Here is a 14,067-nt window from a genome sequence, read left to right on the forward strand (position 1 = left end):
GGAGGGTTGGCCTTAGGTGATGGAAAACTACGCAGTGTAAAAAGCGCATGATCAGAGCTCGCGGTGTATGTCTAGTAAATTCTACTATCGTCTTCCCAGGAGATTTGGGGGCCTCGGAGAGTCATTCCTGAGGAGGAAATGGAGGCAAAGAGGGGGAATCTCTGCGTGGCCGGAGCTCTTCAGAACATGATTGCGAGCCCTCTGCCCCTATGCCTGGGATGGATCCGCTGCTGTACGCCCGTTCGTTGCCTTCGGCCCTCTCGGGAGTCAAAAGATTATGGGCCTTTTTGAAGAAATCATTTCTCGTAAAACTCCTGCCAAGATTGTGTGGGAGGATAGTGAAGTGCTCGCCTTTCGGGATATACAACCTCAGGCTCCTGTCCATATTTTGATTGTACCGAAAGAGACTATCTCAGGGCTGACCTCTGCTGAGGAACACCACGTGGCCCTTCTAGGAAAGTTGCTTTTAGTGGCTGCTCATCTAGCCGAGAGCGAAAACGTATCCAGAACGGGGTTTCGATTAGTTATCAACAGCGGCTTGGAGGGCGGACAAGCAGTTTCCCACCTTCATGTGCATCTCTTAGGAGGTCGCCCCTTTTCTTGGCCGCCCGGCTAATAAAGTTCCTTGCTCGAGTCAGTCCGCGCAGCGCCTGCAGTACGCAGCATGCATACAGTAGTTCTCGGCCACTGCTTACTTGTTGTACGCAAAGGTGAAGCTAAGTCTGCCCAAAAGTCTCTCAAAGATTGTCTTCACATCATGCAATTGGGAATAGCTGAACTTAAGGTGCAACAGTCCAGCGTCCCCGTTATGCTAGATAAAAAAATTCCCCGGAATAGAGGGGCCTGCCATGGAGTCTGGAAAGCGGCACCAAGGAGCTTTTCGAGAGAAGCATTATAGGAATTAGGCACACATGAAGTGAATCGGCGCGGGAGTATAGTCTCTCAAATGAGGTAGAACTTCCAGGAAAGGGGGAAAGTAATATTAGAGAGGATTAGTTAGCCATACCTACGGCGTTGATTGCAGCTGGTAGCCACGTAATTAACGTAATTTCTAATTGGTGAGAAGAGCAGATGCTCCCGTCGCAGAAGCAGTTAGAGCGGCACGCGACAGGGGTGGGCAGACTCCACAGAGATAAAAAATGAAACATAAAAGTCAGTTTGAGCTAGCATAATACAGAAAAGACGCTGACACTTATAGTTTTCTCCTAGGGAAGGATCTCTGTACCAATGCCGGCGCTGCTGAAGATCTCTAGTAGCAAACAGTGGCTTCTGTCCCCAGAAAGCAGGTGGACCTTTGCAACTCCCTCTTGAAGAGCGAGGATTGCACTCTGAACCTTGGGTATCATGCCATCCGAAATAATTTTATCCCTAATCAGTTTCTCGACCTCTCCGCGAGTAACAGAGGGAATTAGAGTCTTGGAAAGGAGTGGGTCCAACAGAATGCCAGGCACGTCGCTTACAAAAATGAGCTTGGACGCTTTGAGTGCAGTAGCTAGAGCTGATGCGGCAACGTCTGCATTGATATTAAGGGCATATCCCTCTTTAGAAAACCCTAGCGGGGAGATCACAGGTACCATTTCCCGACCAATGATAAGTTGGACTTCCTCAGTCCGTACCCCATAAACTTCTCCCACAAATCCGATATCCTTGGACTTAGGAGGTATAGCCTCCAGGAGATGCCTTGCTTGGAATATTGTCTTCCCGGAGAGCCCTACCGCCTTGCCGCCAAAATGTCTGATGATTGAAACAATTCGTGGATTAATCTTTGTATCCAATGTTCTCTCAACAACAGAGATGGAGTTTTTATCTGTCACGCGTAACCCGTTTACGAAACGGGATGTTAGGCCGCGTCTACGCATGGCGGCGGTAATAGCTTTTCCACCTCCATGAACTAACACTGGATTAATCCCGACTGCTTCAAGAAAAACCACGTCCCTAAGTAAGCATTCCACTTGACTTTCATTCTCCATGGAGCTTCCACCATATTTAATGACAAAAGTGCTTCCACGGAAGCGTTGTATGTGTGGTAGAGCCTCAATTAAACTTTCGGCGCGAAGATTCGGTGTCAAGTTATAAGCCATGATAGGACTTCTTAGTCTATACGATTAAGTCGCACGTATTCCTCAGTTAAGTCCGTTGTTAGAATCGTATAATGTCCCTTGCCCGAGTTCAGATGAATGCTTATGTGGAACGCTGCACTGGCCGCAACTCTACCCAGGCTGAGGGACGATGCTGGACCAGCAACACCTCCAATTACCATTGGCAGCCGATTAAGAAAAATGTTCACTCGTTCCTCTTGAAATCTAGCACTGGAATAGCCCAATGCGTCCATAACTCGACCCCAACCTGGATTATTCCCGAACCAGGCACATTTTAGAAGAAGAGAGTTAGCAACAGACTCAGCGGCAGAACGAGCCTCAACATTATTTCGAGCCCCCTGTACCTCAACTTCTACAAATTTACTGGCTCCCTCACCATCTAACACGATCATTCTAGAAAGCTCTCGGCATACGGAACACAGAGCTTCCAGAAACAGTGTGAATTCTGCGCTATCAGGCCTTACCAAGGGAGCTCTAGCTGCTCCATTGGCAAGTATAATAACTGTGTCATTGGTACTCATGCTGCCATCTATAGTAATACGGTTAAAAGAATCTTCTACCGCCCTGCGAAGGGCCTTAAGCAGCTCTGGTTGAGCGACCGAAGCATCTGTGGTAACGATACAGAGCATAGTCGCCATATTCGGGTTGATCATACCAGCACCCTTGGCCATACCGCCTAGACGCACAGGTATTCCCCCCATTTGTAACTCCCTTGCCGCTTCCTTGGGATGCGTATCACTAGTCATGATAGCCCGAGCAGCAGCTTGATTGCCTGTCTGGCTAAGGGCTTGAACTAGCGATTTCAGACGAGGGCTAATCTTTTCCATTGGGAGTGGAACCCCGATACACCCAGTAGAACATGCCAAGACCTGTTGCCTACACAGGCCAAGCAAACTAGCAGTTTCCGCCACTAGCCGTAACACGTCATGATATCCCCGATCTCCCGTACAGGCATTGGCGTTTCCACTGTTAAGTATAACTGCACGAGTGCTGCGTGATCGAATGTGTTCCATGGAAAGCTTTACCGGAGCTGCCTTCACTTGGTTTGTAGTAAATACTCCAGCTGCTGAAGACTTGTACTGTGAGTACACCATAGCTAGATCTGCATGGCCCCGATTGAACGGCTTAATCCCACAGTAAGTCGCACCTGCCGAGAAACCACGTGCAGCACAAACGCCTCCTTTTACCCTTTTTAAATTGTTCACGGCAAAAGCCCTTCTGTTTCTAAAAACCCACTCATAAGATTAAAACACTGAACAGCTTGTCCCGCAGATCCTTTCATCAAATTATCGATTGCGCTAAAAAGGAGCAATTTTCCGGCGTGGGGATCAGTGCGGATAGCCAAGTTACAGAAGTTTGTTCCGCTCACGTGTTTAGTATCTGGCAAGACAGCACCGACATGAATAAAAGGGCACTGAATGTAATCCTCCTCCCATGCTAACCGTATTTGTGTAGCGTCTATGTCCTTGCTTGGGACAGAAAAAATAGTTGTGTGAAGACCTCTATGTGTAGGGAGGAGATGGGGGACAAAACAGGCACGTATTTCTTCCCCAGCAGCAAGGCTTAGCTCCTGTTTAATCTCGGCTAAATGCCGATGTTGAGGAACACCATAGGCTCGGAAGCTATCATCACACTCTCCAAAAAGAAGAGGAATCTCAGGTTTTCTTCCAGCACCGCTCACGCCACTAGCACTAGCAACACAAAGGAATTCCAGCTGTAAAAACTTACGTGCTAGCAGAGGAAGGAGTGGTAATAGGATACTTGTTGGATAACAACCTGGGCAGGCTACCAGTCTGGCTGAACGAATTTCATCTGCATGCCACTCTGGCAATCCATATACTGCTTCCGAGAGAAGATGGGGGGCTGGATGCTGTATGCCATAAAATTCCCGATACAATCCACTGTCCCGTAAACGGAAGTCTGCACTGATATCGATTACCTGGACACCTACCTCCAGTAAAGGTATTACAAACTGAGCAGCCAGCCCATGAGGCAAGGCTAAAAAAACAACCTCCACTCCGGCATCTGTTAGACTAGAAACTGATGGGAAAGAGAAACGGTTGCTAGCAATGTTTCCGTATCTTGCCAATCTGGGTAGGACATCACCTACTGCTTTCCCCATGTATTGGCGTGAGGTCATCGCCGCTATCTCTACACCGCGGTGGCGTGCCAATAAGGCACACAACTCTTGGCCTGAATATCCGCTTGCCCCCACTATTCCCACGCGTTTTCGTTCCATAGAACGGGAGGCTAAATCAGCTAAAAACAGAAATCACCATGTTTGTTCATTTTTAAATCCCCTTTTGCAACTCCCCCTTTCATCTGATAGTGGTAGGGGTTGCCACTGCGGGCCGTAGCACAGTTTGGTAGTGCGCTTGAATGGGGTTCAAGAGGTCGTGGGTTCAAATCCCGCCGGCCCGAATCTCGGCGGTCTCCGTTTGTTTGTGCCCTGTACCCTTCCCTTGGACTTTGCCATCTTCCCTATCCAGCGCAAACAATACCAGGACCCGATGGGCCCCACAAAGTCATCCCCTGGAGTCTTGTCTGCCTGCCTTATGTGAGACAAGATATTGGTTGATTTCGTTTATGATAGCTACCTCGTTTCCAACGAGGAATTCACTACCAGCTCGGACCGTACAAGAGCTGCCTTCGGTGTTGATAAAGTCGATGAGGAGCTCTTTGCTTCCAGGATGTCTGACAACGGAGTCCAATATCTCATAAAGCACCCCTTCATTAATTAATTTCCAATCAAGCTCCAGCCGGAGCGGTTGAGAGACTGGCTCGGACTGGAGGGGACGAACATCATTTATAGTTACACGCAGGGATTCCTCCTTTTTAACGACACGGGCCAGGAGGGAAACGACTGTGCCCACCTTCAGCAGCTCTGAGAATCTTAAGAATACCTCATTCCATGCGGAGGCTTCCACGGCCCCGGTGAAATCTTCTATGACCAGAATGGCATACGGTCTGCCATCGGTCTTGGTGAACTTTTCTTCCACTAAGATAAGCATGCCGGCCATTCTAAGTGTGACAGATCCTTCAGGGAGCTGCTTTATCTCAGCAATTGAGACATGCTGCTCACCTACGAGGGCTGTCCGATATGGCTCTAGCGGGTGCCCAGTAACATAAAATCCCAGTAATTCCTTCTCGTAGGCCAAAGTTTCACGGGATGACCACGGTTTTACTTCGGGAACTGGCCGCTGTGGAGTGGAGAGGTAGCCTTCTTCAACTAGAGAAAACAGAGAGGCTTGCCCACTGGATCTGTCTCGATGGAGAGATATCGCTCCCTTCATGGCCGTTTCAATGTGCGCGAACAGAGAGGCTCTAGACTTCCCAAAGCAGTCGAAAGCACCACACTTGACTAAACTTTCTAGGACTTTCCGGTTGACTGTCCGAGGGTCCATTCGACCGCAAAAATCCTCCAAACATCGGAAAGTTCCTCCGCGACTACGTTCCTGGATAGCAGAAGACATAGCCTGCTCTCCTACGTTTTTGATGGCAGCGAGGCCGAAGCGAATGGCTTGTTGTTCACTCTCAGGAGTGAATTTTAAGGAGCTTCGGTTAATGTCCGGCGGCAATATTTTTAAGTGCATTCTCTGGCATTCTGCTACGAGGATAGAGATCTTGTCTGTGTTGTTGACTTCGTTACTTAGCAATCCAGACATAAATTCTATAGGATAGTTTGCCTTTAGGTAGGCAGTCTGGTAGCAGATGAGCCCGTATGCGGCGCTGTGGCTTTTGTTAAACCCATAGCCAGCAAATTTTTCCAAAAGATCAAAAATACTGTTCGCTTTCTTCTCTGGAATGTTGTTGGCGCACCTGCATCCCTCTATAAAACGTGTCCGCTCCTTAGCCATTTTTTTTTTGTCCTTTTTTCCCATAGCGCGACGTAAAAGATCTGCCTGTCCCAGAGAATACCCGGCGAGGGTGCTTGCCGCCTGTTGTACTTGTTCTTGGTAAATCAAGACCCCAAAAGTATCAGAACAAACCTGTTTTAGGAGAGGATGGGCGTACTCGATTCTCTTGAGCCCCTTTTTTCTCTCAATATAATCGTCGATCAGATCCATGGGACCAGGGCGGTATAGGGCAATGAGGGCAATAATATCGTCAAGGTTCCGGATTTGGAAACGCTTACAGGTGTTCATCATGCCATTAGATTCCAATTGAAAAATGCCGGTGGTTTTACCCTGATTCAAGAGATCAAGGGTGGGAGCGTCATCAGACGGAATCTGCGTAATATCGAAACGCGGCTGGTGATGACGAATAAAGGAAATAACATCGTGGACAACGGTTAGGGTTTTGAGGCCAAGGAAGTCCATCTTTAACATCCCAAGGTCCGTGAGAGGCCCCATAGGGTACTGTGTGACAATTTCCTTATCCTTTCCCCTGCAAAGGGGGACATGGCCATCGGAAAGGTTATAATCTCCAATTACCACCCCGGCGGCGTGGATGCCTGTATTGCGGCTGATACCCTCAAGTACCAAAGCATAGTCCCAAAGTCGTTGAACACGAGGTTCCTGCTCTAGCATATTATGCAATACAGGGTTCTTTTCCGATGCGAGCTGGAGGGTGATGTTTAATTCGTTGGGAATCATCTTGGCGATACGGTCGGCATCCGCATATTTCCAGCCCAGTACTCGTCCTACATCCCGCACTACGCTTTTTGCCCCCAGGGTGCCGAAGGTGATGATCTGTGCAACAGAACGTTCTCCATATTTTTTCCGCACATACTCGATTACCTCTCCGCGCCGATTTTGACAGAAATCGATATCGATATCTGGGGGACTGACACGCTCTGGATTGAGAAAACGCTCAAAAATCAGTCCGTAGTGGAGGGGATCTAGGTCAGTAATGCCCAAGACATAGGCGACAAGCGACCCCGCAGCAGACCCACGCCCAGGTCCCACTGGAATGTCATGCTGCTTTGCAAAGTGGATGAAATCCCAGACGATTAGGAAATAACTTACAAATCCTGCCGTTTCTATAACGGAAAGCTCATACTCCAGACGACGGTTCAGGTTAACATCTCCTCGAACCCGATCTTTACCAAACCTTCTTTCTAGCCCTTCCTTGCATAATCCCCTAAGGTAGGTTTCCCGAGTGATTCCATCAGGTACTTGATAGGCTGGATATTTCGGTTCTCCAAACTCCAGATCGAGACTACAGCGCTCTGCGACATGCAAAGTATTATCTGCCGCCTGAGGTAGATGTGGAAAGAGCCCCCGCATTTCTTGGGGAGACTTGAGGTAGAGCTCCGGAGCATAACGTATACGTCTTTCATCGTGTACCATTGCACCCGTTCCAATGCAGACCATGATATCATGGGCTTCGTGGTGGGAGCGATGAAGAAAGTGAACATCGTTGGTAAGCACGAGTCCTACACCCATCTCCCTAGAAAATTCTATGAGATGCGGATTGCAGCGTGCCTGTGCTTCCATACCATGATCCTGCAATTCCAGAAAAAAATTTTCCGATCCAAAAATGTCTCGATAAGTCGCAGCAGCAGCTCTAGCCGAGGCAATCTGGCCTGCTGCAAGAAGGGAGTTTATTTCTCCCTTTAGGCAACCACTGAGCGCAATCAATCCCCCAGAGTACGTAGCAAGCAACACCTTATCCACTAGTGGTTTGTAATAAAAGCCTTCTAAGTGAGCGTTAGAAACCAACCTTACCAAGTTCCGGTACCCTTCTTCATTCTGTGCAAGAACAGTAAGGTGATAAGCAGCCCTCTTTCTTAGAGAAATACTATGTTCTCTCTGTCGATCGAGAGCTACGTAGAGCTCGCATCCGATAATGGGCTTTATTCCCGCTTTGATGGCCTGTTGATAAAACTCAATAGCACCATAGAGGCTGCCGTGATCGGTAATCGCCACCGCTGGCATCTCGTACCTTGCAGCTGTTCCGACCAAATCTGAAATGCGTATTGCCCCGTCCAAAAGGGAATACTCGGTGTGCACATGAAGGTGAACAAAAGACTTCACGGAAGAAGTTACATCACCACCCACCTACTCCAAGGATGAGTTCCAATAAGTTGCAAGAAGTTCACATCCACAACGCCACCCTGACTAACTCTCTTCTTTCTGCTCACTTTATCGTCAACCATGTTTGTAACGCTTTGTAGCAGGCCGGCATCTTGGGCTCTGCTCTCCAAAGAAAGGGTAGCGTCTTAATTAAAATACAGCGAACTTCCCTACGAGAAATTTTGGTTTTTCCAGCACGCGAGCGGATCAATTTAAGGGTGCGCACACCAATTAGAGCAGGAAGTAGTGTAGCGTAGCGCAGAAATGGATGGCTAAGAGCCTTCCCGTACTTGACACCAGATTGCATCGCCATCCATGCTTCCCAGAAGCGTTCTTTTACATCTTCTGCAGAAATATAAAGTCGCCCGACTGAAGCGTCCTCATCCCGATCTCTGAGGATATTAACGAGCTGTAGCCCCTTACCATAGAGGACACCAAGTTCCTCCATATCCTCAGCTGAAAGAGAGGCAAACTGTGGAATTCTTCTATAGCAGATGCGTGTCCAAAACCTGCCGACACAACCTGCGACTAGAAATGTGTAACGATCCAGCTGCTCACGGGTAAACGGCTCAAGATATGGACGCTCGAGATCGAGCATCTGCCCCTCCATGATGGAATCCAATACCTCCCGGATTACATCAGCATCCGCTTGGTTGTGCAAGCTTTCTATCAATGTAGGTAGGTGTTCCAAAAGTTGCCTTTCAGCGGGATGATCCTGTGAACGAGCCAGAACTAGGTACATCTTAGAATCGCATTGCCCCGTTGGATCATTGGCTGACCTCCGGAGGCATTGCAATGCCTCCAAGCGATCTGCCCCTTTGCCAAAGGGGGTATCAGCGATCGTATCTGATGCCCGTGCTAAGAGGTAAGCAAGAGTAATTTGCGTCTGCACACTACGGGGTAGCAAACGTAAACTGAGATATAGCGAGCGGGAAACGCTTCGTACCAGAAACCAGTTCATTGGACTAGATGTATTGATCAGAGCCCCACTCCTCCCATTTTCGTCACCATCAGCTTCGTATGTATGAAGCGCCCAGATTCAATTGCGAGGCAAATCGTGGGACAACGTACCGGGCCAATTGTAGCACCTTTCTCCCTAGTTTCACCTGAAATGTAGCGCAGCCCTGCGATACCCAAGATCCCTCCAGAGGAGACAACAGAAGTTATCCCCAGAAATAGCAAGCCACTAGCCTATACTGGAGGGAAGGAATTCCTTAGGTCGTGGTTCGCTATGAGTGAACGTCAACTTCCTGGACGGGGAGTCTCGCCGATGGTACCTACCAAGGGGCGTCGTTATTTGGCAACAGAAGTGTTAGATACCCCTCCTACTAGTCCTTAAGTGATGCGTAGCCCGTTACGGACGCCGCCTAGAGAGACCTTTACCAATGGGATTGCGATGGAAAAGCTTGCTCTTTCCGCTACTTAGCAGACGTTAGAGGACTTCTCCGGAGGAAACTACCTTGGTTCAAAACTTATACATTCATATTCCGTTTTGCTCGAAGCTTTGTCCCTATTGCAGCTTCTACAAGGAGCAAACCGATCCTGGTAAGATGCACGCATTTTTGAATGCACTCCTCATGGAGGCGGAAAAAGTCTGCTTTCAGCCCAAAGCCATATTTTTTGGGGGTGGTACGCCGACTATCCTCTCCTGTCAGCAATTAGACTACCTTTTTCGTGGACTGAGCAAGCACTTAGATTTACGTCAAGTAAAGGAGTGGACCGTTGAAATGAACCCTGCTACGGTCTCTGCAGAAAAGGGGCGTTTGTTACTAGATTGGGGAGTCAATCGTATTAGTATGGGGATACAATCTTGGGACCCAGGGCTCTTGTCCACCTTGGGGCGAGAACACACAGTTGGTCAGAGCGAACGTTCTTACGATATTCTTCGGAAAGTCGGCTTTTCCAATATAAATCTTGATCTCATTTTTGGAATCCCTGGCCAGGGAATAGAGCAGTGGAAAGACTCTCTTGGCAAAACTGTCCTGCTCCGCCCAGATCATATCTCCGCCTACTGTCTAACTTACAAGGAGGATACGGAATATTTTTCCCGTCTCATGCGGGGCGTGTACTTTCAAGACGTCAATAAAGAAGCAGAGTTTTTTGAAGTAACAATGGATTACCTAGAAGGAGCGGGTTATTGCCAATACGAGATCTCTAACTATACATCTCCTGGAAAGGAATGTCTCCATAATCTGGGTTATTGGAGGGGGGAGAACTATATTGGGCTTGGGCCAAGCGCCTTCTCTACCATCGGAACCTCACGGTGGAGCAATGTGGCAAATACTGCAGAGTACATCAAGAGAATGAACACAGATGGCGAGGCTATCTGTTTTAGAGAAACGCTTAGTCTAGATACTCTGAGAGCAGAACGCGTATTACTCAGCCTGCGTACCAGGGAGGGGATCCCCGCCTCCTGGCTAAGGGAACACGAGGAAAAGTTGCGGATTTTTTTTGAACTAGGACTGATCGAAGCCTCGGGAGAGGCTATTCGGCTTACTCGACAGGGGCGCCTAGTCGCAGATTCAGTAGCGGAGGCCTTCTTATAAAGAAGAGCTTCCCTAGACGAAGGAGGGGTTACAAGAACCGGCTGAACTAAGGCCATGCTTGTAAAGAAGCTCGGCAAACCTAACAAGGCTCCGCTTCTCTAGCTCCCCCAAATCGTAGCGAATATAGGTATTTAAGTAGGTTGAAGTAAAGATAGGGTTACTCCTCCTAGCGATGAGCTCTGCTAGGGCTTGTATCCCTGCTCGTTTCGCTGAGCGGAGGAATTCCGCGATCTGCAGGGCCGACTTTTCCCTTATGGACCACGCTGCATACACAAATGGCAGCCCTGTATAAGAGGTCCAAATTGCTCCAAGATCGAGAAACCGCCAACCTGCTGGCGCTGACAGTCGAAAATCAATAGCCGGATCCCCAATTAGAATGTGACTTTCGTCCTTATGATTAAGCGGCCGCACGGAAAATTCTGGGCTCAGTCCGAGAAATTCAGCACATAGGCAGCGAAAGAGTGCATTAGAGGTACAAGAGGAGGGATCTAAAGAGACATACCGAATCTCCTCCAATGGCTTACGATGTGCAAGAAACACACTAAAAACTTCGCCATACGAACTTATACAGACACCGTCCACAATTAACGGACGAGGCTGCTGTAAGATTTTGTATGTGGGCAAAAGGGCTGCGTCAAATAATCCCGACTCGTAGCGCCTTACAAGGCGTGAGGGCACTTCCAACTCTAGAGACCCCAAAATGGCAGCCCTCAACGGAAGCGCATTAAGGTATGGAACCGCCCCAAGCCGCATAAAACTAGTAGAGACTACTCTACCTGAGTAGCTAATGTTGACTTATGTGACGATAGAAGCTATCTCGCTCGACTGGGATACGACCAGTTTCGCAAATGGCATTCTTCAGGGAAGCCACTGTCTGTTTTTGGGGGGTGACAGCGCCAGCCATATGAAAAATTCTTTCCTCCATAATGGTGCCATGCAGATCATCCACTCCATAACTGAGAGCAAGCTGCGCCACCGGGAGGCCCAGACTGACCCAATAAGCCGTGATGTGCTCGAAGTTATCCAGGTAGATCCTGGAAATAGCAAGATTCTTTAGCTCTTCGGTAGCGGAAATACGCTGGATGTGTGCCATGGCAGTGGCATTCGGCACAAATGCGAGGGGGATAAATCCGGTAAATCCACCAGTTTCATCTTGAAGTGCTCGAAGTCGCTCCAAATGAGCAATGCGCTGAGCACATGTCTCGATATGACCATAGAGCATGGTGCTGGTGCTTTTTCCACCCATTTGGTGCCAAGTGCGATGGACCTCTAGCCACTCCTCCGCGGTTTCCTTGGCATGGCAAATTTTCCTGCGTACTCCACTATCAAAAATCTCTGCCCCTCCCCCAGTAATGGAATCCAGACCATGCTTGCGCAAAAGTTGTAGGGTATCTCTAATGGAAAGATGAAAAACACGTCTGGCAAAATGCCGGATTTCAATCGCTGTAAATGCCTTGATATGTAAGATCTTACTCAGTGCTCTAAGACTAGAAAGCAACTCCAGGTACCATTCTCCTTTCAATGTGGGATGTAACCCTCCTACTATGTGAACTTCGGTAATGCCTCTGGATAGCGCCTGCCGGACACCTTGTACAATTGTCTGGATGCCTGTCTCAAAGGCATGAGCGTCCCGCTTTTTGGCACCGAAAGCGCAAAACTGACAGGAGAGGATGCAAATGTTGGAGTAGTTAATGTAGCGGTTATGAAGATATGTCGCAAAATTTCCGTTCTTACGTTCCCGTATGAGATTAGCGATGGCTCCTAGTCCATTGAGGTCCTGCGTCCCGTATAAAATCTCTCCTTCTTGCCGAGAGATACGCCTCCCGTGTTCCACCTTCTTGAGGATTGGGCGAAGCTCGTGGGACACGACAGAAGAAATTATCTCCCCGAGCTGCCTGTCTGGACGAGGCGTGGCATTGGGCGAGTTAACTATAATTGCCTGAAGTATCGACATAACTCTAAAAAGTCAGGGGAAATTGAATCCCCCCGCGTATGGAGCTAATTATTTTTCCTGGACAATCGCCTTGGTGCACCTTTGTATCTGCTCTGCTGGTTAGCAAGACTGGCGGAGAGTTATATCAGAGTCCCCCCCGGAATCACGCTATTTTTCGGCACTACCACAATGCCGTCTCGGATGTAAAAGCCCTCTCCATCTAGATTCTGTGATTTACCACGAGGGCTGATCAGTACTCTATCTCCAATCCGTGCATTTTTATCGATGATTGCCCCCTCAATGCTGCAATCACTTCCAATCCCAATGCTTGGAGGGCCTGTGGTGGGAAGGGGAAAATCACTCTCATAGTAATCTGCACCCATTAAGATGCTGTTCTTTATTTTCGTTCCCGGCTTAACTATGGCGCGAACACCAATTACACAGCGTTCTATGGTAGAACGCTCGATCATACAACCATCGGAAATAATAGCTCGATCAATAAAGGTAGTACGTATAACGCTGGGGGGGAGGAATTGCGGATGTGTGTAAGTTTGCGCTCCGGCCTCATGGAAGCTGTAAGGAGGGAATTCTTCGGCAAGGTGCAGGTTGGCCTTAAAAAAGCTGCGAATGGTACCGATATCTTCCCAATATCCTTGAAAAACGTAGGCGTTGACGGCATGGTTCCGGATGGCGCTTGGAATGACGTTCCTTCCGAAGTCCTCCAGATCGTTGTCCAAGCACTTACTGAGAATGGAGCGATTAAAAACGTAAATTCCCATAGATGCCTGGTAGAGCTCAGCACTTCCCGAATGGCCGATCGCCTTGAGTAGATCGGGTGGGATTTTTAGTGTATCCAGAATTGTAGGGTCCTTAGGTTTTTCGACAAAATGCGCAATGTGGCACTTTTCATCTGTCTGCATAATACCGAACCCGGAGGCGGATGCCCGGCTAACTGGAGTGGTTGCAATGGTGATCTCTGCGTCCGTCTCCACGTGCTGGCGCAAGATGGCACGGTAGTCCATGCGATAGAGCTGATCCCCACTTAAGACAATGAAGTATTCGTAGGGCTGTTCCAGGAAATAACGGAGGTTTTGCCGTACAGCATCTGCAGTTCCCTGGTACCATCTGGAGCTTTTTGGGGTTTGCTGGGCCGCCAGAATTTCCACGAAGCTGGGGGTAAAACTATCAAATTTATAGCTTGCGTTAATGTGTCGATGAAGTGAAGTACTGTTAAATTGAGTTAGAACGTAGATGCTTCGTATTGAAGAGTTCAGACAATTACTGATGGGAATGTCTACCAGACGATACTTTCCACCGAGGGGGACAGCCGGTTTTGCTCTTTCCTTGGTGAGAGGGAAGAGTCGCGTGCCGGCACCCCCGCCCATAATGATGGCTAGGGTTTTATGGACCGGCAAGGGACTGAGGTTGACTTTCATGACCAGAGGGCAGAGGAGCGAGGAAAAAATATGGAG

At 48.6% G+C, this 14,067-nt stretch carries 10 protein-coding genes and 1 tRNA gene; 3 read left to right on the forward strand and 8 right to left on the reverse strand.

Annotated features, from left to right (window positions below; translation table 11 throughout):
- Positions 1 to 277: 277 nt before the first annotated feature.
- Complete coding sequence (locus JMM79_01915; protein QQY08692.1) at positions 278 to 616, forward strand: histidine triad nucleotide-binding protein; 339 nt, start codon at positions 278 to 280, stop codon at positions 614 to 616.
- Between the two features lie 589 nt (positions 617 to 1,205).
- Here the strand turns inward: JMM79_01915 and argB are convergent.
- Genes argB through JMM79_01930 form a run of 3 tightly spaced genes read right to left on the reverse strand, consistent with a single transcriptional unit; the run spans position 1,206 to position 4,338 of the window.
- Positions 1,206 to 2,081, reverse strand: coding sequence for an acetylglutamate kinase (argB, locus tag JMM79_01920; GenBank protein QQY08693.1), 876 nt, complete (start codon positions 2,079 to 2,081; stop codon positions 1,206 to 1,208).
- An 11-nt stretch (positions 2,082 to 2,092) separates the two neighbouring features.
- Complete coding sequence (argJ, locus tag JMM79_01925) at positions 2,093 to 3,304, reverse strand: bifunctional glutamate N-acetyltransferase/amino-acid acetyltransferase ArgJ (protein ID QQY08694.1); 1,212 nt, start codon at positions 3,302 to 3,304, stop codon at positions 2,093 to 2,095.
- A complete protein-coding gene (locus JMM79_01930; protein QQY08695.1) occupies positions 3,301 to 4,338 on the reverse strand; it encodes an N-acetyl-gamma-glutamyl-phosphate reductase in 1,038 nt (345 codons plus the stop codon). The genes argJ and JMM79_01930 overlap by 4 nt, the downstream gene beginning before the upstream one ends.
- Positions 4,339 to 4,446: 108 nt before the next feature.
- Between JMM79_01930 and JMM79_01935 the strand changes: the two genes are divergently transcribed.
- Positions 4,447 to 4,520: transfer RNA gene (locus tag JMM79_01935), tRNA-Pro, on the forward strand.
- A gap of 104 nt (positions 4,521 to 4,624) precedes the next feature.
- On the opposite strand, the gene dnaE is transcribed toward JMM79_01935, so the two are convergent.
- Both dnaE and JMM79_01945 read right to left on the reverse strand, forming a co-directional pair.
- The gene (gene dnaE / locus JMM79_01940; GenBank protein ID QQY08696.1) at positions 4,625 to 8,077 is read right to left on the reverse strand and encodes a DNA polymerase III subunit alpha; all 3,453 of its coding nucleotides are present in this window, start codon (positions 8,075 to 8,077) and stop codon (positions 4,625 to 4,627) included.
- Positions 8,078 to 8,180: 103 nt separating this feature from the next.
- Positions 8,181 to 9,077: a squalene/phytoene synthase family protein gene (locus JMM79_01945; protein QQY08697.1), complete on the reverse strand. Its 897-nt coding sequence runs from the start codon at positions 9,075 to 9,077 to the stop codon at positions 8,181 to 8,183.
- A 499-nt stretch (positions 9,078 to 9,576) separates the two neighbouring features.
- Here JMM79_01945 and hemW point away from each other — a divergent pair, with 499 nt between their 5' ends.
- On the forward strand, positions 9,577 to 10,662 hold the full coding sequence (hemW, locus tag JMM79_01950) for a radical SAM family heme chaperone HemW (GenBank protein ID QQY08698.1): 1,086 nt from the start codon (positions 9,577 to 9,579) through the stop codon (positions 10,660 to 10,662).
- A 12-nt stretch (positions 10,663 to 10,674) separates the two neighbouring features.
- On the opposite strand, the gene JMM79_01955 is transcribed toward hemW, so the two are convergent.
- From JMM79_01955 to JMM79_01965, 3 genes are all read right to left on the reverse strand, one after another.
- Positions 10,675 to 11,415: a menaquinone biosynthesis protein gene (locus JMM79_01955; protein QQY08699.1), complete on the reverse strand. Its 741-nt coding sequence runs from the start codon at positions 11,413 to 11,415 to the stop codon at positions 10,675 to 10,677.
- A 31-nt stretch (positions 11,416 to 11,446) separates the two neighbouring features.
- The gene (gene mqnE / locus JMM79_01960) at positions 11,447 to 12,616 is read right to left on the reverse strand and encodes an aminofutalosine synthase MqnE (GenBank protein ID QQY08700.1); all 1,170 of its coding nucleotides are present in this window, start codon (positions 12,614 to 12,616) and stop codon (positions 11,447 to 11,449) included.
- Positions 12,617 to 12,735: 119 nt separating this feature from the next.
- Positions 12,736 to 14,031: a glucose-1-phosphate adenylyltransferase gene (locus JMM79_01965; protein QQY08701.1), complete on the reverse strand. Its 1,296-nt coding sequence runs from the start codon at positions 14,029 to 14,031 to the stop codon at positions 12,736 to 12,738.
- Positions 14,032 to 14,067: the final 36 nt, after the last annotated feature.

It is taken from the genome of Candidatus Xiphinematobacter sp., from assembly GCA_016766635.1.
Taxonomy (GTDB): domain Bacteria; phylum Verrucomicrobiota; class Verrucomicrobiia; order Chthoniobacterales; family Xiphinematobacteraceae; genus Xiphinematobacter.